The organism is Levilactobacillus zymae, assembly GCF_032190635.1.
Lineage (GTDB): Bacteria > Bacillota > Bacilli > Lactobacillales > Lactobacillaceae > Levilactobacillus > Levilactobacillus zymae_A.
In genome coordinates this window covers 1,168,741-1,193,367 of the sequence record NZ_JAVLAS010000001.1, presented here as the reverse complement: position 1 = coordinate 1,193,367, position 24,627 = coordinate 1,168,741, and the positions used below count along the sequence as shown (strand labels likewise).

Annotated in this window: 23 protein-coding genes, 1 tRNA gene and 2 pseudogenes; 8 read left to right on the top strand and 18 right to left on the bottom strand. The window is 53.6% G+C overall.

Going from position 1 to position 24,627, the window contains the following annotated elements; genetic code table 11:
* Positions 1-125: 125 nt before the first annotated feature.
* Positions 126-1,313 carry a serine hydrolase domain-containing protein gene (locus RI501_RS05390; protein WP_313820692.1) on the bottom strand — a complete coding sequence of 396 codons (1,188 nt, stop codon included), beginning with the start codon at positions 1,311-1,313 and terminating at the stop codon, positions 126-128.
* 28 nt (positions 1,314-1,341) lie between these two features.
* Positions 1,342-2,130 (bottom strand): recombination regulator RecX, encoded by a 789-nt coding sequence (gene recX / locus RI501_RS05385; protein WP_396442533.1) that lies wholly within the window; start codon positions 2,128-2,130, stop codon positions 1,342-1,344.
* Positions 2,131-2,411: 281 nt separating this feature from the next.
* On the opposite strand from recX, the gene RI501_RS05380 reads away from it, so the two are divergent.
* Positions 2,412-2,864 carry a flavodoxin gene (locus RI501_RS05380; protein ID WP_313820691.1) on the top strand — a complete coding sequence of 151 codons (453 nt, stop codon included), beginning with the start codon at positions 2,412-2,414 and terminating at the stop codon, positions 2,862-2,864.
* A gap of 143 nt (positions 2,865-3,007) precedes the next feature.
* Here RI501_RS05380 and RI501_RS05375 read toward each other — a convergent pair whose 3' ends face one another.
* From RI501_RS05375 to wecB, 3 genes are read right to left on the bottom strand one after another with little or no spacing between them, the layout of a single operon-like run.
* Complete coding sequence (locus tag RI501_RS05375; RefSeq protein ID WP_313820690.1) at positions 3,008-3,907, bottom strand: YihY/virulence factor BrkB family protein; 900 nt, start codon at positions 3,905-3,907, stop codon at positions 3,008-3,010.
* A gap of 16 nt (positions 3,908-3,923) precedes the next feature.
* Positions 3,924-4,775 carry a nuclease-related domain-containing protein gene (locus tag RI501_RS05370; protein WP_313820689.1) on the bottom strand — a complete coding sequence of 284 codons (852 nt, stop codon included), beginning with the start codon at positions 4,773-4,775 and terminating at the stop codon, positions 3,924-3,926.
* Complete coding sequence (wecB, locus tag RI501_RS05365; RefSeq protein WP_313820688.1) at positions 4,775-5,902, bottom strand: non-hydrolyzing UDP-N-acetylglucosamine 2-epimerase; 1,128 nt, start codon at positions 5,900-5,902, stop codon at positions 4,775-4,777. Before wecB ends, RI501_RS05370 begins: the two co-directional genes overlap by 1 nt.
* Before the next feature lie 311 nt (positions 5,903-6,213).
* On the opposite strand from wecB, the gene RI501_RS05360 reads away from it, so the two are divergent.
* Positions 6,214-7,155 carry a glycosyltransferase family 2 protein gene (locus tag RI501_RS05360; RefSeq protein ID WP_313820687.1) on the top strand — a complete coding sequence of 314 codons (942 nt, stop codon included), beginning with the start codon at positions 6,214-6,216 and terminating at the stop codon, positions 7,153-7,155.
* Between the two features lie 132 nt (positions 7,156-7,287).
* Here the strand turns inward: RI501_RS05360 and RI501_RS05355 are convergent, their stop codons facing one another.
* Both RI501_RS05355 and RI501_RS05350 read right to left on the bottom strand, forming a co-directional pair.
* Positions 7,288-8,643 carry a gluconate:H+ symporter gene (locus RI501_RS05355; protein WP_313820686.1) on the bottom strand — a complete coding sequence of 452 codons (1,356 nt, stop codon included), beginning with the start codon at positions 8,641-8,643 and terminating at the stop codon, positions 7,288-7,290.
* Between the two features lie 170 nt (positions 8,644-8,813).
* Positions 8,814-9,239, bottom strand: a pseudogene (locus tag RI501_RS05350) (universal stress protein); the annotation flags it as partial.
* Positions 9,240-9,584: 345 nt separating this feature from the next.
* Between RI501_RS05350 and RI501_RS05345 the strand changes: the two are divergent.
* Positions 9,585-9,944, top strand: a pseudogene (locus RI501_RS05345) (EamA family transporter); the annotation flags it as partial.
* Positions 9,945-10,242: 298 nt separating this feature from the next.
* The gene (locus RI501_RS05340) at positions 10,243-10,461 is read left to right on the top strand and encodes an EamA family transporter (RefSeq protein ID WP_313823148.1); all 219 of its coding nucleotides are present in this window, start codon (positions 10,243-10,245) and stop codon (positions 10,459-10,461) included.
* Between the two features lie 56 nt (positions 10,462-10,517).
* On the opposite strand, the gene RI501_RS05335 is transcribed toward RI501_RS05340, so the two are convergent.
* The 6 genes from RI501_RS05335 to RI501_RS05310 all read right to left on the bottom strand — a co-directional run bounded on the left by RI501_RS05335 (position 10,518) and on the right by RI501_RS05310 (position 15,722).
* Complete coding sequence (locus tag RI501_RS05335) at positions 10,518-11,351, bottom strand: serine hydrolase (RefSeq protein ID WP_313820685.1); 834 nt, start codon at positions 11,349-11,351, stop codon at positions 10,518-10,520.
* 212 nt (positions 11,352-11,563) lie between these two features.
* The gene (locus RI501_RS05330; RefSeq protein ID WP_313820684.1) at positions 11,564-11,773 is read right to left on the bottom strand and encodes a hypothetical protein; all 210 of its coding nucleotides are present in this window, start codon (positions 11,771-11,773) and stop codon (positions 11,564-11,566) included.
* Between the two features lie 133 nt (positions 11,774-11,906).
* Positions 11,907-12,785: a shikimate dehydrogenase gene (aroE, locus tag RI501_RS05325; protein WP_313820683.1), complete on the bottom strand. Its 879-nt coding sequence runs from the start codon at positions 12,783-12,785 to the stop codon at positions 11,907-11,909.
* A gap of 423 nt (positions 12,786-13,208) precedes the next feature.
* Positions 13,209-13,281 (bottom strand) — tRNA-Arg (locus tag RI501_RS05320).
* Positions 13,282-13,337: 56 nt separating this feature from the next.
* Complete coding sequence (locus RI501_RS05315) at positions 13,338-14,702, bottom strand: DEAD/DEAH box helicase (RefSeq protein ID WP_313820682.1); 1,365 nt, start codon at positions 14,700-14,702, stop codon at positions 13,338-13,340.
* 18 nt (positions 14,703-14,720) lie between these two features.
* Entirely contained in the window at positions 14,721-15,722 is a 1,002-nt protein-coding gene (locus RI501_RS05310; protein WP_313820681.1) for a Gfo/Idh/MocA family protein, read from the bottom strand.
* 169 nt (positions 15,723-15,891) lie between these two features.
* On the opposite strand from RI501_RS05310, the gene RI501_RS05305 reads away from it, so the two are divergent.
* Positions 15,892-16,272 (top strand): DUF4828 domain-containing protein, encoded by a 381-nt coding sequence (locus tag RI501_RS05305; RefSeq protein ID WP_313820680.1) that lies wholly within the window; start codon positions 15,892-15,894, stop codon positions 16,270-16,272.
* A 143-nt stretch (positions 16,273-16,415) separates the two neighbouring features.
* On the opposite strand, the gene RI501_RS05300 is transcribed toward RI501_RS05305, so the two are convergent.
* Both RI501_RS05300 and RI501_RS05295 read right to left on the bottom strand, forming a co-directional pair.
* Positions 16,416-17,183: a GH25 family lysozyme gene (locus RI501_RS05300; protein WP_313820679.1), complete on the bottom strand. Its 768-nt coding sequence runs from the start codon at positions 17,181-17,183 to the stop codon at positions 16,416-16,418.
* A gap of 52 nt (positions 17,184-17,235) precedes the next feature.
* Positions 17,236-18,102: a MurR/RpiR family transcriptional regulator gene (locus RI501_RS05295; protein WP_313820678.1), complete on the bottom strand. Its 867-nt coding sequence runs from the start codon at positions 18,100-18,102 to the stop codon at positions 17,236-17,238.
* A gap of 313 nt (positions 18,103-18,415) precedes the next feature.
* Here RI501_RS05295 and gntK point away from each other — a divergent pair, with 313 nt between their 5' ends.
* The 3 genes from gntK to RI501_RS05280 all read left to right on the top strand — a co-directional run bounded on the left by gntK (position 18,416) and on the right by RI501_RS05280 (position 23,035).
* Positions 18,416-19,969: a gluconokinase gene (gene gntK, locus RI501_RS05290; RefSeq protein ID WP_313820677.1), complete on the top strand. Its 1,554-nt coding sequence runs from the start codon at positions 18,416-18,418 to the stop codon at positions 19,967-19,969.
* Between the two features lie 171 nt (positions 19,970-20,140).
* Positions 20,141-21,499: a gluconate:H+ symporter gene (locus tag RI501_RS05285; protein ID WP_313820676.1), complete on the top strand. Its 1,359-nt coding sequence runs from the start codon at positions 20,141-20,143 to the stop codon at positions 21,497-21,499.
* Positions 21,500-21,706: 207 nt separating this feature from the next.
* Positions 21,707-23,035: an APC family permease gene (locus RI501_RS05280; RefSeq protein ID WP_313823146.1), complete on the top strand. Its 1,329-nt coding sequence runs from the start codon at positions 21,707-21,709 to the stop codon at positions 23,033-23,035.
* A 92-nt stretch (positions 23,036-23,127) separates the two neighbouring features.
* On the opposite strand, the gene RI501_RS05275 is transcribed toward RI501_RS05280, so the two are convergent.
* From RI501_RS05275 to RI501_RS05265, 3 genes are read right to left on the bottom strand one after another with little or no spacing between them, the layout of a single operon-like run.
* Positions 23,128-23,445: a carboxymuconolactone decarboxylase family protein gene (locus RI501_RS05275; RefSeq protein ID WP_313820675.1), complete on the bottom strand. Its 318-nt coding sequence runs from the start codon at positions 23,443-23,445 to the stop codon at positions 23,128-23,130.
* A 1-nt stretch (position 23,446) separates the two neighbouring features.
* The gene (locus tag RI501_RS05270) at positions 23,447-23,863 is read right to left on the bottom strand and encodes a cupin domain-containing protein (RefSeq protein ID WP_313820674.1); all 417 of its coding nucleotides are present in this window, start codon (positions 23,861-23,863) and stop codon (positions 23,447-23,449) included.
* Between the two features lie 19 nt (positions 23,864-23,882).
* Complete coding sequence (locus RI501_RS05265; protein WP_313820673.1) at positions 23,883-24,626, bottom strand: SDR family oxidoreductase; 744 nt, start codon at positions 24,624-24,626, stop codon at positions 23,883-23,885.
* Between the last annotated feature and the right edge of the window lies 1 nt (position 24,627).

The window sequence follows — 24,627 nt, the reverse complement described above, 5'->3', positions numbered from 1 at the left end:
GAATTCAACGGCATTGGTAGCCAACGTCCATTGGGGGACTCGCTAGTCGCGGCTGGCCCCCATGATCAGCTAAAAATACGCCACCGGCAGCTCACCGGTGGCGTATTTAAGCATTCAAGGTTAGGCTATTTTCCTAGCTCCCCCGCTTCCAGCAGATTCCAAATCTGAATGGCTGGCGTTTGGGCTAATTGATTGACCCGGTAATAGTTAGTCAACAAGACCACGCCGTCTTGGCCGTCCTTACTCAATAACGCCGTGGCTTCGTGACCATAAGCTAACCCGTGAACCCGAATGTAGCCCGGTTGGATGTAATCGCCACCCCCGTAAGTCGAAGCGGAACCCGGGGTCAACAACGTGTTGACGTCGGCTTGCGGATAGAGTTTTCCTTGCAGCATCTCCCGTTCCCCCACGTAGAGGTCGCGTGCCGACATGTAGACCTGTCCGGTCCCGTATTGGTAATACATCGACGCCCGCGATTCGGGGAACTTATTCTGATAATTCGGCACTACGTCGTTCGGGTCTTCATTCTGATACCCCTGGGCGTAATCGCGCTGCCGGTTCATGTTAAAGACAAACCCCGTGTGGGTCAACCCAAACGCCTGCGTAATGTTTTGGGTAAAGTACCGCTGGTAACTTTGCCCACTCACCTTTTGGATGATGCCGGCGAGTAACATATAGTTTACCGGCGCATAGTTCCACTGCCCAATCTTCGCCGGATTACTAATGACATTTTTGAGAATAAACTTGATCATCCCGTTTTCGGAATGGAGCTTATCCGGAAAGGCCTCCAACGTTAACCCACTCTTCATATCCAGCATATCGCGCAAAGTAATCTGCTGGGCGCCGTTAATCTGTGGGTAATACTTTGCCAGATTATCGGTCAACGCCAGTTTCTTTTCCGCAGCTAACTTCATGATCAACCCGGCGGTAAAGGACTTCTGCACGGACGCTAACTGGTACTCCGTGTTAACACCATTCTTGCGTTGTAGCGCGTAATTGGCGTACCCGAACCCCTTTTCGTATAACGGCTTACCCTGACGAACCACCAAGGCCGTCCCCACGAACCGGTTGGCCCGTAAAATGGCGTCAATCTTCCGGCTAGCTGCGGTATTCTTGGGTGCGGCCGGCTGCTTTTTCTTCGGTGCGACCTTCTTAGGCTTGGGCTTAACCGGCTTAACGGAACTACTCTGAACAGCCGCTGGTTTGGTTTCCGCCTGTGACTGATTCTGGTTATTCAACCAGAAAATCAGACCAGCCCCTAACCCAATCACTAGTGCCGTTGCCAACGCAAAAATCCCCATTTTTGCTTTCATTTCAGACTCCCCCTGTCTTACGTGTTACCTAGTCATCATCGGCCGCGGCTAACCCCACTAGCCAATGGTCGATTTCATCCAAGCCAAACCCCTTACGGTACAGGGCCTGCTTAGTCTTATACTTCCGTTCGTTGGCCGCTAGCGTGCGGTACTTGTGCCACAACTTCTCACCCTGCTTGGCCAGCAAAGCGGCCTGTTCATCAACGTCGGGTTGTAGATCAAGCGTCGCTAGCATCGCCGTAATCTCATCGCCCGCAAACCCGCGGGTCATCAATCCCTGACGGATCTTCTGCTCCTGGGTGTGGAAGGCCTGTCGACGGTACCGCTTCGCTAGCTTCTGCGCCACGGCCGTCCCCACGGTCTGACGCGCTGCCGGCGTGTAGAGCTTCAACGCCTCATCGATGGGGTGTTCGAGTACCCCTTTTTGTCGCAAATGCTGCCGAATCACACGCGGCCCCTTGTCGCTGGTCCGCATCATGGTCCGCACGTAGCTGGCGGCATAGTGCGCATCATCGACGAGGCTCAAATCTTCCAAGCGATCGAGGGTCTCGTCAATAACCTCCGGTGGGATCTCTAGTCCGGCCAGCTTGGTCCGCACTTCCTTGGCGGTCCGTAGTTGCTGTGAAAGATAATCCAATGCCCGGTTATAGGCTTTAGCGACGTCATCGGCGGCGCTAAGTTGGGCGGCCAATTGCTGATCGATTTCCATCCCCTTGAACAGGCGAAAATCAATTAGGACGCTTTCACTGACCGGGAACGCGTAGTGGCCATCCACGTACACGTTATACCGGCCGGCCCGTTTCTGAGCTTGAATCATGGTAATTATGGCCAAAATAAGTCACTCCTTGTTGAGACTGACTTAGAACCCCACTCTAACGAGGTCTGGTTCTAAGGGTTATTTTAACAGGTCTGCCGTCAACCTCGGTGGCAGAACCCAACATTAGTTAATCGATTAGCTTTTCATCACGCACACGTTGATTGGGCTTAATGCTGCCTAGCCGCGTTCCCTGGGACCTGCTATAATTAAGGGCAATTAAGCCCCCCGTGCGGCACCGTTAACCGGGGCCACACGAATAGGTAAGTCGAAGGAGAATCATTATGCTTACAGCACAAGTAGTCTTTGCCACCATCACCGGCAACAACGAAGACATTGCCGATATCGTTACCGAAAAACTCGAAGAACTCGGCTGTCAGGTGACCGAAACCGAAATTTCACAGACCGATGCCACCGATCTACAAGCCGCCGACATCTGCGTGGTCTGCCCGTACACCTATGATCAAGGGGCCTTACCCGACGAAGGGCTCGACTTCTATGAGGACCTGCAAGCACTCGACCTGACGGGCAAGGTTTACGGCGTGGCCGGGTCCGGCGACACCTTCTACGGCGACGACTACAACGTTTCCGTCGACAAGTTTGCCGCAGCCTTCCAACAGGCTCACGCCACGGCCGGCGCCCCGGACGTCAAGATCAACTTGTCGCCCGATCAGGCTGACGTTCAACGCTTGGACGCCTTTGCCCAACAACTGGTCACCAGTTGTCAGAAGCATTAGATTGCCATGTGCGGGGAATCTCCCCTGAAAATGGTTCGTTTAAAATAGAGAAGCTGGCCTGTAGGGGCTAGCTTCTCTATTTTAAGTCACGGGGTGGTCACTCGTCACGCTATGTGACCACCCACACGCAAATTTAAAAATCGCTACTCTTTCTTAGCATTTCGCCGGCGCAAGAGCTGGCGTAACTGGGCCTGTTCCTCCGCCGGGCCAGCCACGAGCTCCTGAATCGAAGCGTTCACGACCGCCCCAAACATCAGAATCATTCCGGTAAAATCCAACCAGAACATTAGGACGATGAAGGTCCCAATCGTTTTATAGCTATCAATGTTGTGCATAAAGTACTTCAGATATAACGAGAACGCCTGCGATAAAAGCAGCCAGCCCATCGCCGCAATCAACGCCCCTGGCCACACAAATCGCCACTTCAACCGGGCGTTCGGGACGAAGAAAAAGAGGATCAACAGGATAAAGAACGTGACCACGAAGGTGACCGGCCACCGAACCGCGTTGACGTAGGTCAGAATCTGCGTCGGCAGGTGTAGCAGGGGCGTCAACTGTTCGAGAATAATCTGGCTAAAACTAAAAACCAGCATCAACCCAAACATCAACGCAATCAACACGACCATCCAGAAGAAGGCCCCCACCCGGTTGACCAACGCGTTCTGGTGCTCGGCGACTCCGTAGGCCCGGTTCACGGTTCGCTGAAAGGCCGCAACTGCGCGGGAAGACGACCACAGGGCCACGACGACCCCGATGGACAGGACCCCCCCGCTGCGTCGATTCAGAAAGGAATGGATGATGGGGCCCAACATATCGTAGATGCTTTCGGGCACGATGGGTTCGATCCCGTTCAGTACCGTTTGCGTGTCAATGTGAAGGTACGGTAAGAGACTGGCCAAGACCAGCAATGCCGGAAATAACGATAATAAGAGATAGTACGCCAACACCACCGCCGAGTCGGAGACGTTAGCCATCTGGTAGTGCCGCGTGATGGTCGTAATCACCATGCGCGTGCGCGTGTAAAATTTTTGCCAGCGACTCACGGCCGGTCGACCCCCTTTAAAATGACCCGTAGTCCTCGGCGAATTTCAGGGTCCCAATCATTTTTTCGAGTGTGCGGCGACTGAACCGCACCCGCTTAGCCTGCCGGAAGGTTTCGATAAAGGTGGCTAAGTCATGGTAGTTGGCCACCGCCGTACAGTTATAGGCGTCGTGGGGATTTAACTTGGTCTTATTGCCGACGACCAGCGAGTTGCTGTGGTCGTACCGGTCATAATAGTTGTAATAGACTAGGGGCTTCACAAAGTCGATGATCCGGTCACTCTTATTTTCCAGTTGTTTGTGCATGGTAATTTCACTGTTGATGTAGCGCACCAGGAGTTTCGACGACAGTTCCGCCTGCGTGGCCGGGTTACCGATCCCCGTATGCAGCGTCACCGTGCGCTTCTCCCGCCCGTCTTGTTCCAGGCTCAACGTGTACCCCTGCGTCAACGATTCGTTTTCTTCGGAGAGGTTCGGTAAAAAGAACCGGTCCAGCTGGTTGGTGAGTGCCTTGGTGGTGTCCTTTTCCTTGTGCCGTAGATTGACCGCGGAAAATTCGTTCAAACTCGACGAGAAGATTTCATCGGATAAATCGTGAAAGATCATCCCCCGCCAGTATTTACTTTCTACGTTAATGACGCCAAACGAGGTCACCAGTAAATTATCGATTTGCATCACCCGCCAAGAATCCCCGTCGTTCATTTCTTGGGTGACCGGATTCTTGACCTTGTTAGCGAAGTGCACGTTCCGTAAGATCTTATAGTCAAACCGTTCGTGGTGCTTGCCCGCTTCATGATGAATATGCCGCATGATTTCGGACAACTGTTCGGTCGTCTTAATTTCCGCGCGGTCATACGCTGTTTCAGCCATTACGCTTTGCCTCCATTGATTTTTTCTTCAATTGCGGCCAAAATTTGTTCCGACGCGTGGCCGTCACCATACGGATTCTTGGCTTGGGCCATGGCCTGATAAGCCGTGGTATCGTTTAAGAGCGTTTCCATGGCCGTGGTGACCTTTTGCGGGTCGGTCCCGACCAACTTCAGGGTCCCACTGGTAACGCCCTCAGGCCGCTCCGTGGTGTCTCGTAGGACCAGTACTGGTTTATTCAGGGACGGGGCCTCTTCTTGAACCCCGCCCGAGTCGGTCATGATAAAGTAGCTCCGGGCCGCTAGGTTGTGAAAGTCGACCACGTCTAGCGGATCAATCAGGTGAATGCGGTCCATGCCGTCTAATTCGGCGTGGGCGACCTTTTGCACTGCCGGACTTAAGTGGACCGGATAGATGACCTCCACGTCGGGATGGGCTTCAACCACCTGTCGGATGGCGTGGAGCACCACGTGCATGGGTTGTCCCTGGTTCTCCCGCCGGTGCATGGTCAGTAAAATCAACCGGTGACCGGTTTGAACCTGGTCTAGTACGGCGTGGTGATAGTTGGCATCAACGGTCTGCTTAAGCGCGTCGATGGCGGTGTTACCCGTCACATAGATCTGATCATCCGGATGGGCCTGCTTCAACAGGTTCTGCCGGGACAGGTCGGTTGGCGCGAAGTACAGGTCGCTTAAGATGTCGGTTAACTGCCGGTTCATCTCTTCGGGATACGGCGAGTACTTGTCCCAGGTACGCAATCCCGCCTCCACGTGCCCCAGTAGGGTCTTGTGGTAAAAGGCACTCACGCTGGCCGCGAAGGTCGTGGTTGTGTCCCCGTGAACCAACACGATGTCGGGCTGCGCTTCGGTCAAAACCTGATCTAGATGTTCCAAGACCCGGGTGGTAATGCCACTGAGCGTCTGGTTTGGTCGCATAATATTTAAGTCATAATCCGGCTGAATGTGAAAAATCTCTAAGACCTGATCAAGCATCTCACGGTGTTGGGCCGTGACCACGGTGATCGGCGTAAATTCTGCTGGCCGTTGCTGCATGGCTAAAATGATCGGGGCCATTTTAATGGCCTCCGGTCGGGTGCCAAAAACGGTCATTACTTTAATCGGTTTCGTCATAATTCCCCTCTACTTTCCGAAGTCTTACGCCTAATTATAGCAGATAACCCTAGCGGCCGGGACCCATCCCCCCGCTAATTTCCGGATTTAAGTTCCGCGGCGCTAGCCCTCAGCAACCTCGTCGTTAACGGAGATTGTCATCATTTGACACGTCCAATCACCGTGGGGGTCAGTCGTGATGACCCGTGACTACCCGCCGGTTTAGTCATGGTAGTTGAGTTTAAAGACATCTAAACATAAAGGAAACGTAATAGCCAACCTCTAAGCTTTGCTGTAAAATTAAGCGTGTTGAGTGAAAGGAATGTCTATACATGAAAACTTTAAGTCTAGTCGTTCCTTGCTATAACGAGGAGGAGTCCATTCCATTATTTTACCGAACCGTTAGCAAGGTGATCGACAAAATGAACACCCCGACCCCCACGGTCACACCCGAATACATCTTCGTGGACGATGGGTCGTCGGATCACACCTTAGCGGAGATGCAGACGCTGCACCAAGCGCACCCGGAAACCGTCCACTACCGGTCGTTTTCCCGGAACTTTGGTAAGGAGTCCGCTTTAGCCGCTGGCCTACAGGCTACGACCGGGGAACTCGTAGCCGTCATGGACGTCGATCTGCAAGATCCACCCGAGCTTTTACCGAAAATGTTTGCGCTAATTGAACACGAGGGTTACGACTGTGTCGGCACCATCCAGAAGGAACGCAAGGGGCAAAGTAAGCTGCGCGCCTTTCTCTCCAGTAGCTTCTATCGGGTCATCAACTGGATTTCCGACGTGCGGATTGAACCCAACGCCAGAGATTACCGGTTAATGACTCGTCAATTCGTGAACACGGTCTTAGATCTGCCCGAATTTAACCGTTTTTCTAAAGGCATCTTCAGCTGGGTCGGCTACAAGACCACCTATCTGACCTACGAGAGTCAACCCCGGGCCGCCGGCAAGTCGCACTGGAGTCTTAGTCAGCTGTTCTCGTATTCGATCGAGGGCATCATCGACTTCTCCAACGCGCCGTTACGACTGGCCACCTGGGTCGGCAGCATCTCCTTTTTCCTGTCGATCATCGGGCTGATCTTCGTCGTGGTGCGCGCCCTAACCGTGGGTGGCTCCGTGGCGGGTTGGCCGTCACTCGTGGTCATCATGTTGTTGATTGGCGGGATTCAGCTGTTCTGCTTAGGTATCCTAGGCCAGTACATCAATAAGATCTACCTGGAAACCAAGCACCGGCCGAAGTACATTGTCCGGGAAGAAAAATAAGTCAAACGTCAAATCGACCAGAATTCCTAATTGGGAATCCTGGTCGATTTTGTATCTGGTACCCGTCACGAAGTTTAGCCGGAGCTACAAAAAAGCGGTCGACTTAGTGCCGACCGCTGACTAACGTTTTGCTTAATGGAAAATGGCGTTCATGATCATGACCATGATAACCCCCACGATGGAGATGACCGTTTCCAACGTGGTCCAAACTTTGAAGGTGTCCTTGACACTCAGGTCAAAGTATTCGGAGAACATCCAGAAACCGGCATCGTTCACGTGAGAAGCCGCCAATGACCCGGCCCCAATGGCCAAGGCAATCATGACAGGATCGGCCCCTAACGAATGCATTAAAGGCGTGATCAATCCGGAAGCCGTCATCCCGGCAACCGTTGCGGACCCCAGAGAAACCCGCAAGATGACCGTGATAAACCAGGCCAAGATGATTGGGGAGAATGACGAGTTAACCATCAATTGTTGGACGGCCTTCCCGACCCCACCATCAATCAAGACTTGCTTAAAGGCGGAACCCCCGGCGATGACCATCAGTAACATGGCAATCGACTTCACGGCACTTTCGATGGTCCCACTGATTTCCTTCATGGTCCGTTGACGGTGTAAGCCCATGGACCAGATGGCAAAGAGTAAGGCAATCACCATGGCGATGACGGGATTCCCCAGCATCGTCACGACGGCATCAAGACCGTGCGGATTCTTCGGCGCCTGACCACCGTTGACCACCATTTGGTAAATCGTAGCCAAGGCCATAAAGATCACTGGGAACAAAGAAGTCAACACGGAAATCCCAAACCCTGGGGTTTCCTTCAAGTCGAATTCCTTCACTTCACCAAAGGCGGGCAAGGACTTCTTAACCACGAAGAGTTCCGGACTAAACCGCCGAATAACCCGCGTCCAAAGCGGACCGGCGACGATCACACACGGAATCGCCACGATAATCCCGATTAACAGGACTTCCCCAATGTTGGCACCCAACGCCGTGGCAACGGCCGTTGGTGCGGGTTGTGGCGGTAAGAAGCCTTGGGTCGCGGACAACGCGGCCGCCATCGATATCCCGAGGTACAGGAACGGTACGTCGGCTTCCAGTGCTACGGCGAACACGATTGGCGTAACCAGGACTAACCCCACTTCAAACAGCAGAGAAATCCCAATCAGGAAGGAGGCAATCACGATGGCAACCTGTAACCGCTTCTTCCCAAAGATATTAATCAACGTCCGGGCAATCCGGTAAGATCCCCCGGCATCTGATACCAGTCGTCCAATCATGGCGCCGAACCCAAAGACGATAATTAGCTCGCCCATTGAGCTCCCAATCCCGTTTTTAATGGAATCGGCAATGTCGGCGGGGTTCATCCCCAAACCTAACGCAACCAAGATGGAGGTGGCAATCAGTGACACAAAAGTATTCAGCTTTACTTTGATGATCAAGAACAGTAGGAGCAAAATACCTAACAACAAAATCACGAACTGCATATTTTTCTCTCTTTTCCTATGCCCGATTCTGACGAATTAAATAAAAGTGCTAATTCAATCACTACGCATAGGACCCATTGTATGAAACTTTTTTTCGACATGCAAGCGTTTAACTGAATATAATTTTCAATTTTATTATGAAAAGGCCGTGAAAACGTTACCGCACAATCGGAAACCGGAGAATATTTTGCCATGTAGGCCGCCTGACTCCCGAAATATTTCCGGACACCGCTCTTGGATAGCGACCCAATCACTAAGATGTCGGGCTTAACTTCGGGGATGATGGTCTTCACCATGGTTTCACCGGGGTCGCCCTCGCCGATAATTAACTTAACCTTCTTGACGCCCACCCGTTCGGCCAAATTTTGGTACTGCTCCAAGTGCTTGACCAGTTCGGCCCGTTGCCCGTGGACGTAATCCTTACTGAGGGCCTGATAAATGTTCATGTTATCCGATTCCATGATCGAGCAAATCACCAGTTCGGCCTCGTCATACTTGGCCCGGTTCATGGCGTAACGAAAGGCTAGTTGGGCATCGGGAGAATCATCGACCCCCACTAAAATACGCTTAAACTTCTTCGGATTCATCGATTCCATCTTATCCATCTCTAACGACCTCCTCATACTCTTTGAATACCCTTTTTATTATACTAGGAATCGGTCCGAAAAGTGGCCGGAATTTAAATCCCACCAGATTGAACAGCACTTATCCGTCATCACCAACGGTCCGCCGCTCCTTGGTGAACACCCTTTTCTTCAAAATAATCCGCTCGCCTCAATTATTTCCGTGCTATACTAGATCCCACGTTAATTCACAAAGGAGGCCTAGCCGATGTTCTTAGCCCCATTATTCGAATGTGATGTGCCCATGTTCCGCTAATCAGCGGAGCATTGCCGCCGCTGATTTTTAACCTTTAAAAAAATTTAGCGGAGGAGCATATCATGCAATTAAAATCAATTTTTGGCGCGTTGTGTTTAAGTTTTGCGGCCTGTATCTGGGGCGGGATGTTCGTCGTCGTCAAGACCATCGTGGGGGAAATTCCCCCGATCCAACTGGTTTGGCTTCGTTACCTGATTGCCGTTGTCGTCTTGGGCCTGATTGCCTGGCAGCAGCATCTCACCTGGCACTGGGATTGGCCTAATCTAAGACTCATGATCCTCGCCGGACTCGTGGGCGATACGCTGTCCATCGTTCTGCAGGAAACGGGCACTTGGTTGGCTTCGGCTCAGTTAGGCGCAGTCATCACCACCGCCACGCCGACCGCCATGGTACTTTTCGGCTGGCCCCTGCTACACCGACGGCCCCACCGCAGTCATTGGGTGAGTCTGGCCCTCGCAACTAGTGGTGTCATTGCCATCGTGGGCGTCCAGGTGACCGGCCGACATGTCGGTTTAGGCGCTGGGTGCCTGTTACTAGCGGGACTCACTTGGGCCCTGATGTCCGTGCTGATTCAATTAATTGATCAGCGGTACAGTCCCTTACAGGTGACCCTTCTGGCAGCGCTGGTGGCGGTCATTTGCCTGACACCCGTAGTGATCTGGCAAGCCCCCATACTGACGCACATCGCGTGGACCAGGCTGCACGTCTGGGGGGAGTCTCCTGTATCTGGGAGCCGTCTCGACCGCACTGGCCTTCTTACTCTGGAATCTGGGGTTACGACTTCTGCACAGCCGCTTATCCGGTTTGTTTTTCCTGTGGCAACCCGTGGTGGGCGCTTTACTGGGCTGGTGGCTATTAGGCGAGCCCCTTTCGTTAGGCTTCGTCATCGGATTTTTGTTAATTCTCGCCAGTACCTGGGTGGCGAGCCGGTTTGACTAATCACTGACAAATAGAAAAAAGAACGCCTCCTACACGGGGCGTTCTTTTTTGTGAATTCATTTACTTAAACGGGTGACTAGGTGTTTACCCACCTGGGCTAGCGCCGGGTATTGCCGGTTGGCGTGGCCGCTTTGACTCATGGCCACCACGATAATTCGTCGGCCGTGAGTTTTGAAGTAGGCGGCATCGTTTTGGACACCCAGATCGGGATACTCTCCCGTCTTATTGAAAACCGTGGCGTGGGTGACCAGTCGGGGTAACTTGCTGTGATTGCGACAATGGCGCATCAACGTCAACATGCGTTTATCCTGCTTGGTTCCCAGTAAGCGGTGCTGGGCCAATAACGTTAAAAATCGAGTCAAGTCCCGCACCGACGTCCAGTTATCGTGGCCCCGGTGCAACGCTCGGGTATCCATTAGGTGTCGGCCCAGAGTCGTTTGGGTAAATCGGTGTTGGCGAATCACCCGATTTACGGCGGCTAAGCCCCCCGCCTGGGCAATCAATTGGTTGGCCGCAACGTTGTCCGAATTATAAATCATTCGCTTCAACCGGGCTTTCGTGGTCGCCGTTAGCTTAAGCTGGTGCCGTTGCACTCGTTGAAAAATACTGAGCATAATGTACAATTTGATGGTGCTGGCCGCCCGCTGTCGCTTCACGGCATGGTTGCCCACGGTCACGTTGACCGGCTGGGCGCCTAAGCGGGTGACCTGAACGGACCAACGCCCACCAACGTGGCGCATATCGTGCTTGACCTGGCGGCGAATCGTGGCGGAACTCGGCGTTGCCTGAGCGTGAATCGGTACCGATCTCCCGAAGGTCAGTCCCAGGCCGACGCCCAATAACAGGCCCCCCAGCAGAAGCCACGACCGTTTGCTTAAGTTAATCATCATACCTCCCTCACCCCGTGGTTTACGGTTTCAGCCACACCGGATTTTATTTTTAATACAAGAATCTTCCTATTAAATAAGTAATTTTAGTTAACTTACACTGATAACGGTCAAATTATCTGACCAATCCATCACCTAATCAGGCGACCGACTAACTTAATGACTAACCTAAAAGTCGGGCCAACCGCCTGGGGTGAAGTACCGCTACGCCACCACTATTTCGACCGGTGCCGCATAATTTGGAAAAAGTCCACAACGAGTGTGACGTAATAGAACAGTGCTGCCAGGACACTCAAGACCACAAAGATATCTTGGATGATACCGACGATGCCAGCGGCATGGTTTTGCGCATTGGTGTACCAAAAATACCCCGCTAAGACGGTCCAAAAGATCCCCCGAATAAAGCGTTTCAATTGCGTTCCCACCTTACCAACCCTCCCTTACAGTCGTTTCGGTTTACGATTCCCCTTTTAGGGGATTAAAAGATAAGTTCATTATACGTCATTGTCGCCCAAATAGGGACCTGTCTTGCAAATGATGCCCGGTCACAGGACCGGATCACTTGCTGGTCGGCGCCAAACTCGCTAACAGATCCGCTTCGACGGCGGCAACCGGCATCGGCTTACCCGTCCAGAACTGAAAGGCGAGGGCCCCCTGGCCAATCAACATGCCTAAGCCGTTGTGGGTGGTGCATCCTGCCTCTCGAGCCCGGGCCAAAAAGGCGGTTTCGAGGGGGTGGTAAATCACATCATAAACCACCTGACCGGGATGCAGGACCGCGAGAACGTCGGTGGGAACCGGTAAACCAGCCGTGGTCATGCCCACGCTGGTGGCGTTGATGACCAAGTCGGCCTGCGCCACCAGGTCGTGCATGGTCGTAACGTCCTCGTACGGATGAAGTTGCAACGGTGTGGCCCCGGTAGGCGCAAGGTCGGCTACCCAGTTAGCCACACTAGCATAACTCGGCGTTTGCCGTTTAAACACGTCCACGCGCGCCAGTTGGTAATCCAACGCCGCGGCGATGATGGCCTTACCCGCCCCACCGGCGCCTAAAATGACCACCCGTTGCCCCCGCAAATCGAACTCACGGGATTGAAGGCTCTGAAATAACCCGGCACCATCGGTACTGTCCCCAATCAACCGGCCCTGATCGTTCTTAATGGTGTTTACGGCGTTAATTCGTTGGGCCCGGGGAGTCAAGTCGTCTAATAATGGAATAACCGTTTGCTTGAACGGCATCGATAGGTTAACCCCCGCGATCCCCAGACTGCGCATGCCACCAATGGCCGCCGCTAAGTCACCGGGGGCCACGTCAAAGGCTAAGTATCGGGCGTTAATGTTCCAGTGGTCGAAGCTTAGGTTGTGCATTCGCGGCGAGCGGCTATGGTGAGCCGGGTGCGCGAGTAGTCCATATAATTGAGTCTTACCATCTATCATTAAAATCATCCTCCTAAAATTCCCTAACTTCCCAGTTGATTTCCCCGCAAGTGACGCAAAAAGCGCCCACAGACTGAACTGTGAACGCTGCGGTCACGAAAAAATGGCACCCACAACGTCGGCCGGTTTCCCCCACGTCCCCCTTGATGAGTCACGTCATATTTAGGCTCGTACCATTAGGATCTACTTAAAAAATTAATTATTATTTAATGATATTGAGTTTACGAGTCTGGCCGGACCTTGTCAATTGGTTTTTAATGAGTAATGGTCCTCACAAAATGCAGCGGGGGCAACCAGGGCCCGTCGACCGCCCCCAGCTAACGGGCACCTGGCCCCCAGGTAAGGGTTACAGGCCAAGGTTTCGGCTTAACGCGCAAAAAGCTTCCTAACCCCATGTTGACGGTTAGGAAGCTTTTAATTGACTGACCCCACCCGGACTCGAACCGGGATCATTCGCTTAGGAGGCGAGTGCCCTATCCAGTTGTGCTATGGGGCCAAAATCACAATCCGTGATTAATTCTGACACGGATTGCGTGAATTGTAAAGCAAACTTTAGGCTTGGTCGTGCTGTGCGTCGCGATCGCGCCACTTTTTCCGCATGCCTTTGTTCTTGTTGTGGCGATTCTTGTGTTTCTTCTTAGACTTCTTCGAGACCGGTGCCGCAACGGCCGGTACCGAAGCCTTCGTCGTAGTCGCGGGTACCCGTTTTCCCGCCTTCACGGCTGGTGTCAGGTGTTCGTGGGCTGGCTGCGTCGCCACGGTACCGTCTGGACGCGTCGCCGGCCGACTTTCCGCGCGCACAGCGGGGGTCGTTGGTCGTTCCGTGGTCAGTTGCTTACCTTGGAAGTATAGCGGGACTAACTGATAGTCCGTGTCCCGGAGCAGCTTCTTCAAGTCACGTAAATCATGGTCGTCGCCCAAGCTGATCACCTGACCAGGTTCTCCCATCCGACCGGTCCGTCCCGCACGGTGGACGTACTCGTTGACCGTGCTAGGTAAATCATAGTTAATAACGGCTGGTAACTTAGCAATGTCCAGCCCCCGAGCCGCCACGTCCGTGGTCAGTAACAGCCGGATCCGTCCCTGGCGAAAGTCCTGAAGGGCCTTCTCTCGCTGGACTTGCCGCAGATCACTGGTGAGACTGGTAGCGGACACATGGTCGTGATAAAACTTGGTGGCCGTGTGCTTCAAAGTGTTGGTTTGTTTAAAAAAGACCAACGCTCTGAAATTAGGTTGAGCCAGCAAGCGTTTTAACATCTGATCGCGTTTCCCCATGCCAACCTGTAACAGCCCGTGGCGAACCACCCCCTGGGTCTGGTCCTGTTGCCGCACGTCGATCCGGGTGACCGCCTGGCCGAACCACTGGGGAAGATCACTTAAAATGGCCGTATCCGTGGCGGAGAAGAAACTTAATTGACCATCGGCCGGTGCGGCTTGGGCCACCGCCCGCACCGTTTCCAAAGTATCGCCGGTCAACAAGTCGTCGGCTTCGTCCACGATAATGTGGGAAATCAGGTGCATCTTTAACTTGTGGTCTTGAATCAGGTTTAAAATCCGTCCGGGGGTCCCGACAATCACCTCAGGTCGCTTCTTCAAGCGTTCCGTTTGGCGTTTCACGTTGGCGCCCCCGGTCAAAGCGGCGACCTTCAAGTCAAGTAGTTTCGCCCAGTCGCGCATCACCCGGCTGGTTTGAATGGCCAACTCCTGTGAGGGCTCCAACACAATTAACTGGATACCGTCACCCGGCAATAGATTGGCTAAGGCTGGTAAGGTAAAGGCCACGGTCTTCCCGGAGCCGGTTGGGGCTAACCCCAACACGTTCTGGTCACTGGTCATGGGACCGTAGACCGCCGCCTGAATGGCGGTCGGTGCGTCATAGCCTAAGGCGTGAAAGTGCGCTTGATACTGTTCTAACATATTTGGTCCTCTTCTTTACTAGTTTTCGTCCGCTGGGAAGTACAGGTTGGCCGAAACCCGCAAGTCGTATAAGACTTGGTTGACCTGTTGGCTCCACCGTAACCACCGCCGGTAATCGGCCGCGTTCTGGGCATCGTCGGGGGCCTGTAAGATCCGCGCAAAGTCGTTGACTTCGGGCAGCATCGGGTTGACTAGCTCCGGTTGGGTCAGGTTCTCTTCTGCCCCATCTTCGTCGTAGGCCTTCACCCGCGTTAACTCACCGGCGCTATCCATCGCCAGGGTTTCCTTTAAGCCGTAAATCTCGGACCACGCGTAGGCGTTACTGGTCTTACCGAAGTTAACGGTCACGTCAAAGTCTCCGTACCGGAGGATGGCAATCCCCTTACCGTCGGCACCGGTGGCCACTAACGTCGGGAAGTACGCCACGTTGGCCGGTTGACCGAATAAGGCCACGGCTAAGTAGATGGGGTAGACCCCTAAATCCTGCAGAGCGCCTCCGGCAAATTCCTTGGTAAAGACGTTTGGCCGTTCACCCGCCAACACGTTATCGTACCGTGAGGAGTACTTCATGTAGGTCAACGTGGCTCCCTGTACCGTTGGCAACGCTGCGACGGCCTTTTCTAGTGCGTGGAAGTTAGGCGTGTGCACGTTCCGTGCGGCTTCTAATAACCGGACGTGAGGGTGCTTGGCCAATTCGGCCATGAGCGCCGTCATTTCACCCTGGTTGCTGACGACCGGCTTTTCGACGATGACCGAAATGTCGTGCCGAATCGCGGCTAAGGCTTGTTGGAAATGCAAGCTATTGGGCGAGGCTAAGTACACCACGTCCAGGTTAGCCTCATCCAGCATGGTATCGTAGTCCGTGTAACTGGCCTGCGCGTGGTTCTTGGTCGCAAACGCCTGCGCGGTATCCGTGTGCCGGGAATAAACTGCGGCGAGGTCGTATTGCTTCGATAAAGCTAACGCCTCAACCAACTGTTGCGTAATCCAATGAGTCCCCACTGTTCCAATTCGAATCATGAGTCATTCCTCCAATGCATCATTTGTTACTTCTTATTCTAACAGTCCCCGTCGCATAGGCATAGCGACGACCTTATATTTTCTTAAAATTGCTGGGGGTTTGGCGTGGCTTCTTTCTTAAAAAATGTTATATTGAAGACAGCTAGTAAATTCAAAGGAGGGATTACCGGTGAAAGGTCGAGAACTTGCGTTATTTGGGATTTCACTTCTGGCCGGACTGACCGGCGGCTTCTCACTGCGTAAAAAGCAACAGGGGCAGCCCCGACAGGCGTCACCGTTATTTTATGCGGGGACCTGGCAGTTCGTGGACCCGCATAATCAGCGGCACCACCGGTTAGAGATCAGCCCAAATCTGGATGTGCATATCGATGGCCGCTCACTGGAAGTCCGGGTCCAAAAACTGGACGATCACCAGCTGACGTTCCAAGATAAATTTGGGTATCACCTGGTCATCCACGCCAACGAACAACAACCCATCTCGTTTTTCGACGAAGCCGACGATTGTACATACACGGTCCATCCTGTCGACGGTCCATCATCGGCTAAATAATCTTGACATCACAACCGTTTAAGTAGCGGCGTTTTTAGTTAACCTAACGTAAAGGCGACCATCATTCCCAATTCAGGAATAATGGTCGCCTTTACGTTAGCTGACAACTTAGACCCGCGGGGCCTACGTTACCAGTCTCAGCTTTAATCTTGATCACTAAACTGGGCCCACTGCTGCTTGGTACCGTTAAAGACCGTAAACCCCACCGCCTGCGATTGACCGTTTTGGCTTAGTTTGCCGTTAGCGTTATACTCGATCAACCGCACCGGTGACCCGTAATGCCCCAGATGCCCATCGGCCATCCATTCATCCTGATTCGGTAAGACCGGCCGAACGAACTGGGTGAGCACCGTTTTATTGGCGTAAATCACCACGCCCTGCTGATAGTCTTTCTCTAGGGCGGTGACCAACGTCTTTAATTTCTGTCCCTGGGTGGCCATCGCCTGATTACTACTGTTATATTGGTCGTAATAGCTCACCGCAATCATGATCGGCAGTGTGCCGCTCTGCTGCCCCACCGTCTGTTCGAAATGGTGAATCTGTCGCCGAGCCGACGACGAAAAACTAAAGGTGTGCATGACCCCCACCTTGACGGCGGCCCCCTGCGCCCGCGAATAATTATTACTAAAATCATTATCGCTGTAGGTGGCGCCCGAGGTGGCCTGGATGTAGACGAACTGATTATGCTTGGCTAATTGCTGAAAATCTAGATAACCGCTGTCCTGGTTGATGGTGACGCCGTGAATCGGATACCGGGCCAGCCGCTCCTGGGTATACTGTTGCCAGGTTTGCCAGCCCCACACACCCAGGCTAATCACCAGCCCACACAGGAGTAGAAATCCCAAACGCCGCCACCGCCGTTGACGCCGGTGCCGCTTTTCATAAATTGGTTGATAATCCCGTCGTCTCACCGTTGTCACCGATCCTCGCGTCACGCTTTTGGACTATTATACCATGACCACCTTAAGGTTCTTCACGGGTTCGTTCAATCACGTCCCGGACGTGCATCAAAACCGGCTGAGTACGCGACGAACTGCGCAAAACCGTCATCATAAATAGGCTGTCTAGAATGGCAATTTGTGAGATTAACGAGTACATCCCCTCGGAGCGGTACTTAATCTCATCGGTCAGCGATAGCAGCGTCACCGTCGCCGCCCGGGCTAACGGCGATCCGCTGTAACTGGTAATGCCGATAATGGGCACGTGGTTGGCTTTTAATTCCTTCACGATCTGAATAGTTTCATAGTTTTTCCCGGAGTGGGAGATCACCACGGCACAATCGTCGGCGGTCAACTTGGCTGCCTGCATCAATTGAATATCGTAATCGGGATGGTAAGCCACGTTCAGCGAGGTCCGAATGAACTTATGGTACCCGTCTAGGGCCGCAATCGACGACCCCCCCAGACCGAAGAAGTTCACGGTGCCGGCATTGATTAACTTCAGGACCGCCCGAGCAATGTCGTTTTCGCTCAGCGCGTCGTTCGTGGCTTCCAGGGAGGCCATGGACGAATGGAAAACCTTGTTGGCAATGACGCCTAACGAGTCCCCTTCGCCCAGTTCTTTAAATAACTTGGCCCCCTCGTGCGCGTCAACGACAACCACGTGGGCCAACTCCATGGTAAACTCCCGGTAGTTAGCGTACCCCAGGCGCTTGACGAACCGCGAGATCGACGCGGTCGACGCCCCGGCCGCACTCGCAAGTTCGCGAATGGTCATCTCACTGACCGCCGACGGACTGTTGAGCGCGAGTTGCGCAATCCTCTTTTCTGTGGTGGATAAACTGTCATACTTTCCGCGCAGTTTACCCAATGCTGAACGTGCGATAACCACCATCACCCTTCTGGTTTTAAAAATCTTTTTGTAAATATTTTACAACACCCCACTTGAAAAGTGAAACTTTTTTACATATAATAAACAGCATTGCCTTCGGGGGCCTCTTTGTCTAAAATGGCATTTAAGCCAGGTTAAACGAAGGGATAACGCTTGCTTTTCGCCAAGCGACCCAGTACGCTATCCATGATAACGTTTTCTAGTTGGGTTTTGAAGGTCCCGACGGCGGATTTAGCGTTACTTACCCGGCGATAATGTCTCCTAAGTAGCAGTGCATGCGACTTAAACGAGTTACCACGAAAGGAAGAGTTTTATGGACTACATGATTGGCGTCGACATTGGGACAACCAGTGTGAAGACGGTATTGTACGACACTGACGGAAAGATGCAGGGGTATTCTAATAACTTGTATCCCCTCTACCAAGATGTCCCCGATATGGCGGAAGAAGATCCCGAAGAAATCTTCTCCGCAATTATTGACGGATTAACCACGGTCATTCGCAAGGCTGACCTGAAGCATGGGACCTTACACGGGGTTTCGTTCTCCGCCGCCATGCACAGTCTGATTTTATTAGACGACAACCACAAACCTTTGACGCGCGCCATCACCTGGGCCGACAACCGGGCCGTTCAATACGCCGACGAACTCCGTGAAAACGGTGTGGGTAAGCAATTGTACGAAAAGACCGGGACGCCAATTCACCCGATGACGCCGTTAAGCAAGTTAATTTGGTTACGCAACGAACAACCAGACCTGTTCAAGCAGGCGCGGTGGTTCGTCGGGATCAAGGAATACGTCATTTACAAGCTATTCGGTGTCTTACAGGAAGACTACTCCATCGCTAACGCCACGGGGCTGTTCAACATCTTCAAGATGGACTGGGACGACCAAGCCTTACAAGTGGCCGGCATCACCCGCGACCAATTACCCAAGCTGGTCGATACCACGGATCAAATCTCCGGGATGAAGGCCGATTACGCCGGCGTCATCGGAATGGATCCCAACACCCCATTCGTCATGGGTGCTTCCGATGGTCCGTTAGCCAACCTGGGAGTTAACGCCATCAACCCTGGTGTTGTCGCCGTAACCATCGGGACGTCTGGCGCCGTGCGGGTCGTGACCGACAAGCCGAAGATTGACCCTAAGGGCCGGGTCTTCTGCTACTACCTCTCCGAGGGCCGTTGGGTCGTCGGTGGGCCGGTCAACAACGGGGGGATTGTCTTCCGGTGGGTCCGCGATCAACTCTTCGCGCCCGAAAAGATTACTGCCGAACAAATGAAGGTTGACTCTTACGACCTGCTGACCGAAATTGCATCCAAGATTCCGGCCGGTTCCGACGGGCTGATTTTCCATCCTTTCTTGGGTGGCGAACGGGCCCCTATCTGGGACGCCAACGCCCGCGGATCCTTCTTCGGCTTGACGCGGACGCATTCACGGGCCCACATGGTCCGGGCCGCGCTGGAAGGGATTGTCTACAACCTCTACACCGTGATGCTGGCCTTAGAAGAAGTCGTCGGCAAGCCATCTAGCATCCAAGCCACTGGTGGGTTCGCCCGCTCCGCGCTCTGGCGGCAAATGTTGGCCGACATCTTCGAACAAGACGTCACGATTCCCGAAAGTCCTGAAGGAACGGCCTTAGGCGCTGCGACGTTAGGAATGTATTCGTTAGGGTTGATCGATGACTTGGCCCAGGTTAAGAACTTCATCGGGGTCGCTAACGTGCACCACCCGAACCCCGACACGTTCGAAGCTTACCGGGCGTTGGTCCCAATCTACATCCGGTTAAGCCGGCAATTGCAATCCGAATACAAGAACATTGCGGAATTCCAGCGAAAACACCCGCAACAAACTACCGAAAAACACTAATTTACGCATTTTCTGAAAAGAACCTTTCTAACTCTCGCGTTTTTGAAAGTTAGGAAGGTTCTTTAATATACAAATTGTGTGCTATCCAGTATAATGTGAATTGCTCATAGGCAGGCTAGTATAGGGGTGCTAGCCTTTCAAAAATATCTAAGATGAAAGGGCTTACTTCTTATGGAATTAATTGCACTTGTCATTGGGGTCATCTTTCTATTAGTCCTCATTATTCGTTTCAAGATCAACACCTTCGTCTCACTGATTATGACGTCCGTCTTAACCGCCCTCCTGTTGGGCATGAACCTGACCAAGATCATGACGACCATCGAAGCTGGGATTGGTAGTCAATTGGGGGAATTGTCCCTGGTCTTCGGGTTCGGGGCCATGTTGGGCCGGTTAGTCGCCGATGCCGGTGGGGCCAACGTGATTGCCACCACGCTGATCGATAAGTTCGGTAAGCAACGGTTGCAAGTTGCCATTATGCTCGCCTCCTTTATTATCGGGATCGCCCTCTTCTTCGAAGTTGGGCTGGTTCTCTTAATTCCCATTGTCTTTGCGATTGCGTTGGAAGCCAACGTCCCGATTCTCTACTTAGGGATCCCGATGGCGGCCGCATTGTCCGTCACCCACGGGTTCTTACCCCCGCACCCGGCCCCGGTTGCCATTGCGGCGGTCCTGAAGGCCAACGACGGGGAAATTCTGTTGTTAGGTCTGGTGGTCGCGATTCCGGCGGCCATCATCGCCGGTCCGGTCTTTACCAAGCTGGCCCGCAAGTTTGCGCCCAGCGCCTTTGAGCGCAAGGGTAACCTCTCGTCGTTAGGCGAGGTCAAAACCATCAAACCCGAAGACGCCCCTAGCTTTGGGTTATCCGTTCTCACGTCCCTCTTCCCGGTTATCCTGATGGCGATTACCACCATCTACAAGATGACCGTCAACGGCGGCGCCACCCCGACCAAGAACGCCACCATGCTCGATCAAATCGTGGCGCTGATTGGGGATCCCGCCATGGCCATGTTGATTTCGCTGTTGGTCGCCATGTTCACCATGGGTTGGCGCCGGAACCGCAAGACCGCCGACATCATGCAAACGCTGGAAGACGCGGTCAAGTCCATCGCCATGCTGCTGCTGGTTATCGGTGGTGGGGGGGCCTTCAAACAGGTCCTCATCGATGGCGGGGTTGGGCAAGAAGTGGCGAAGATCTTCGTCAACTCCAACATGTCGCCCCTGCTATTGGGCTGGCTGGTGGCCGTCGTCTTACGGGTGGCCTTAGGATCCGCTACCGTAGCGGCGTTAACCGCTGCCGGAATTGTAGCCCCACTGATGGCCCAGGCCGGCGTGGCACCCGCACTGATGGTGCTCGCCATCGGGGCCGGTTCCTTAGCCGCCTCGCACGTCAACGATGCCGGTTTCTGGATGTTCAAGGAATACTTTGACTTATCGGTCAAGCAGACGTTGAGTATCTGGACCGTGCTCGAAACGGTCATTTCGGTGGTCGGCATCATCATCGTCCTGTTACTGAGCTTAGTGATTCATTAACCCTGACTTTTTAATTGACCGGGACGCGGCTATTTGGCCGCGTCCTTTTTGCTTACTCGGCGTGCGTCGTTAGTCCCCCGCCCCTTAATTTCAGCAAATTGATTTGTATCCGGTTACATCATGATCCCCGGTGATTTCAACCGTCAACGCCCGAAATTTCGTGCTATAATTGTCGAATCAGTCAATTTAGAGAAAAGAGGCATCGTAATTTTGGCAAAGGCATTACGCCGCGAAATTGGGACATTTACCGCTCTGGCGACCGTGATGGGCACGGTCATCGGGGGTGGCGTATTCTTTAAAACCGCTAGTGTGGTGGCGGCGAACCATTCCGCCAACATGACCTTACTGGCCTGGGTCTTTGGGGGACTCTTAACCATCTGTGCCGGCCTGACCAGTGCCGAATTAGCCGCAGCCATCCCCAAGACCGGGGGCGCCATGCGGTACCTAGAATACGCCTACGGTAAACCCGTGGGCTTTTTGATGGGGTGGGCCCAGATCCTGGTCTACTACCCCGCAAATATCGCTGCCCTTTCCATTATCTTCGGGACCCAGTTCGTCGCCCTCTTTCACGTGGCGACCAATTGGCAATTACCCATCGCCATTTTATGTGGGGTCAGCATCACCGGGATTAATTTCCTAGGGGCCCGGGCCGGGGGCCGACTCCAATCCGTCGCGCTGGTGTTCAAGTTGATTCCCATCGCCATTATCGTGATTTTCGGCTTGCTGGCACCGGCTCATACGGCCGTTCCACTCTGGCCGATTGTCACCGGCGACCATCTTAATTGGGGGAAGGCCTTTGCGTCCAGCCTACTGGCCACCATGTTTGCCTACGACGGTTGGATCAGCATTGGCAACATCGCCGGGGAGATGAAGAAACCCGAACGTGACCTGCCCCGCGCCATCGTCTTGGGACTGGCCGCCATCACGGTGGTCTACACTTTGGTCAACCTGGTCGTCTTACGAACCTTACCGATTGACGCCATCGCCGGCAACCAAAACTCGGCCGCCGACGCCGCTATGCGTCTGTTCGGTCAGATGGGCGGTAAGCTGGTGACCATCGGGATTCTGATTTCGGTCTACGGCGCCATTAACGGGTATACGCTGACCGGGATGCGCGTGCCATTTGCCATGGCCGAAGAGGATAGCCTACCATTTTCGACCTACTTTCGGCGACTCTCGCGGCGGACCTACGTGCCCGACTTTGCCGGTAGCGTGCAGATTGGGATTGCCCTGATCATGATGGTTCTGGGAAGCTTCGATCTGTTGACCGACATGCTAGTCTTCGTGATGTGGGTGTTTAACTGTCTGATCTTCCTGGCGGTCTTCAAACTCCGCCACCGCGAGCCCGACATGGTCCGGCCGTACCGGGTTCCCGGTTACCCCGTGATTCCGTTGGTTGCGTTGATCGGGGGCCTCTTCATCCTGGTGACGACCCTGATCACCGAAACGGGGTTAGCCGTCACCGGGCTGGCTCTCACCCTTTTGGGTCTCCCCGTCTACTTCTGGCACCAAAAGCACCGTCAATCCACTCATTAGTCTGACATCTCAAACCACAAAAAGGCGTAACATCCACCCCTTGGGGCAGTGACGTTACGCCTTTTAAGCATTGAATCTAGGTTTAAGTTGGTTTAATCCTGGTAAATTTTCTGGGCTAAGCCAAACGCGGACCACGCCTTGGGCCAACCGGCGTAGAACGCCAGATGGGTGATCAATTCGACCATTTCATCTTTAGTCACCCCGTGTTGTTTGGCGATCTTCATGTGAGCCTCTAATTGGGGAACGCCCTGCGTTAACAGGCTGGCCACCGTGATCAGACTCCGGTCACGGGCGGACAACTTGTCCTCGCGGGACCAGACTTCCCCAAATAAGACGTCATCGTTTAATTCAGCGAATTTCGGGGCAAAATCCCCCAGGTTATCGCGACCCGCAGTTTGTTTTGCGGCCATCTTACTTCTCTCCTTCCACAGCGGCGTATTCTTCGTCCGATACCGGTTCGAGCCATTCTGGCGTGCCCGCCGTGATGGCGATGTGGGAGAACCAGCTATCCTTAGTGGCCCCGTGCCAGTGCTTGACGCCGTCGTGAGTCACGACCACGTCACCGGCCGTCAAGTGCCGCGCGGGCTGACCGGCTTCTTGGTACCAGCCTTCCCCACCGGTTACCAATAAGATCTGGAAGCCGTCGTGGTGAATGTGCCAGTTGTTCCGGCACCCGGGTTCGAAGGTCACGTTGCCGACGCCGACACTAACGTCGGGGTCGTTGACTAAACCTTGTAAGTAACTCTGACCGGTGAAGAACTTAGCGTACGCGTCGTTCTGGGGACCCATGGGAAAAATACCATTCTTGATGTTTTCGTTTTTAGCCATAATTCGTTTCCTCCTAAAATTAAGCCTGTTTGGTGGGGTAAATCGTAAATTCGTTGACGTTCACGTCTGCGGGTTGGTCAACCGCAAAATTAACCACCCGGGCGACGGCATCCGGGGTAATCCCCACGGCATCGTAGAATTGTTGCATCCCGGTCGCCGTGGTTTGATCGGTAATCGTGTGCAGTAGTTCGGTGTTGATGGCCGCCGGGTAGAGCGATGCGGTCCAAATGTTGGTGCCTTCCTGGGCACTTTCCATCCGAATGACCTCCATCAGGTTGCGCACGGCGAACTTGGTCGCGCCGTAAACCCCGGAACCGGCAAAACTCTTGATGCCGGCGACCGACGACGTGGTGATGATTTGCCCGTGTTTTTGGGCGGTAAAGGTCGGCATCACGGCCGCCACACCGTTGAGAACTCCCTTTAAATTAATGTCGATCATCGCGTTCCATTCGTCGACGTGCAACGCACTGATTGGGGAATTGGGCATAATACCAGCGTTATTGAAAATGACGTCCAAGCCGCCAAAGGTGGTTTTGGCGTGGTCGACCAGGGCCTGCACCGTAGTCGGCTGGGTGACGTCGGTGACGCGGTAGGTGGCGTGACCACCCGCTGCTTCAATGGACTGAACGATGGCTTGGAGTCGGTCGGCTCGCCGGGCTCCCAAGACGACCTTAGCCCCATTGTGGGCCAAGAGCTTAGCACTAGCTTCACCAATACCGGAAGACGCACCGGTAATCACGATAACTTTATCTTTAACGGTCATA